General features: G+C 55.1%; 2 protein-coding genes and 1 pseudogene. 1 reads left to right on the top strand and 2 read right to left on the bottom strand.

All coding sequences use genetic code 11. The features are described from left to right. On the bottom strand, positions 1-161 hold a 161-nt coding region (locus WH91_RS23285), incomplete at its 3' end, for a transposase (protein WP_144408353.1). Between the two features lie 73 nt (positions 162-234). Next, the gene (locus WH91_RS23280; RefSeq protein WP_280140275.1) at positions 235-549 is read right to left on the bottom strand and encodes a YybH family protein; all 315 of its coding nucleotides are present in this window, start codon (positions 547-549) and stop codon (positions 235-237) included. 267 nt (positions 550-816) lie between these two features. Between WH91_RS23280 and WH91_RS25320 the strand changes: the two are divergent. Then, positions 817-1,520 (top strand): annotated as a pseudogene (locus tag WH91_RS25320) (IS3 family transposase); the annotation flags it as partial. Between the last annotated feature and the right edge of the window lie 161 nt (positions 1,521-1,681).

Here is a 1,681-nt window from a genome sequence, read left to right as displayed (position 1 = left end):
TCATGCATGTCGCGCCAGGGGCAGCCAACCCGCAGAACATGGAGCATGCCGTTCAGATAACGGCGATTGTCTTGCGCTGGTCGGGACTTGCGCCCTCGTTCAGCCGGCAAAAGCTCTCCAATGAGCCACCACTCTGCGTCCGACAAATCCCCGCGTGCCAAAACCGCCTCCTAAAAAGCAGTCTTGAATCACGGCAAAGCCGTTTGGGGAATCCAGTTTGTCAACACGACCTAGTCAAGCGCTTGGATACGAATGATGCTCATGGGCGATCACCCATTTACCCTCCTCTTTTGTCAGGCCAACTGTTAATCTAAGCCGGCTGTCCTCGATCCCCCGAATGCCGTGCGCAAAAGCCACATCTTGGCCACTAGTTACTTGAAGTTCAACAATATTAAAGGTATCTGGCCCTCCTTTACTGTACTGAAAGAAGATCTCCCACGTCTTGACATACTCTTCCATTCCCCGGCTTTGCAATGGTGCTGGTACATCGAACATAACAACGTCCGCAGTATGGTTTGCGAGTATCCCCGGCATATCTAAATCCCGCACTGCCTGTGCTCAGGCGTCCAGAACATCGCGAATTTCAGTCTCGTTAGATTTTTCCATCAAAGCCTCCCTATGTGACTGCTTCTAAATGAGACAAGTGACCATCCCGGTATTCGACACCACTGCCACAACTTTCAGCAGGACGCTTGGAGAGAGCGAAAAAACTGTTCTATGGGTCGAGTGGCGAGCTTGTCTGAGCTTGCGACGATCTGGACTGCCCCTAGCCCGGTAGACAGGCTCCGCCTATCCTTTGAGCATAGGAGGCAGCTTGTGAGTACACAGAGATTTACCCCGGAATTTAAAGAAGAAGCCGTTAGGCAGGTGGTTGAACGCGGCTATCGCGTTCCGGATGTCGCGGCGCGCTTGGGCGTATCGGCCCATAGTCTGTACAAATGGGTCAAGGCCGTGTCACCCGACCGATCCGAGCAGCAATCGCAGGAACTTCTCGAAGCCAAGAGCGAGGTTCTGCGCCTGCGTTCGCAACTGCGACGTACGGAGGAGGGGCGGGATCTCTTAAAAAAAGCCGCGCGGTACTTTGCCAGGGAACCCGAGTGAATTACCGCTTCATGAACGAACACCGCCATGACTACGCCATCACGTTGATGTGCCGTGTCTTGCGGGTGGCTCCCGCCGGCTTTTACGCATGGCTGCACGAGCCGGTAAGCGATCACGCCAGGGAAGATGCGCGCTTGCTCGATCTCAATTCCTATAGCGCCAGCCATGCCGTTTATGGTGCCCGCCGCATCTTCGGCGACTTGCGGGAAGTTGGCGAAGTCTGCGGCCTCCACCGTGTCGAACGCATCATGGCTGAGAACGGCATCAAGCCAGTGCGCGGCTATAAGAAGCCTCAAGGCATTGCTGGCCGTCCTTCGATCATCGCTCCGAACCACCTGCAGCGCGTCTTCACCGTTGATGCTCCCAACAAGGTCTGGGTCACCGACATAACCTATGTCAGGACCTGGCAGGGCTGGCTCTTGTCAATCGGCGCCGGATAAGGGCTCTGACTCACTCTCGATGATATTTGGTGGCGAGGTGGTGCTGTTTTCGAAGAGGAATCAGCAACATGGCGATGAATATGCGGACTTCGTCCTTGATTCCGGCTGGACTGGTCGTCGAGAGCATAACCGAGACAGAA

It is taken from the genome of Devosia psychrophila, assembly GCF_000971275.1.
Classification (GTDB): Bacteria; Pseudomonadota; Alphaproteobacteria; order Rhizobiales; family Devosiaceae; genus Devosia; species Devosia psychrophila.
The sequence above is the reverse complement of the archived record's forward strand: the minus strand, read 5'-3'. Positions and strand labels throughout refer to the sequence as shown.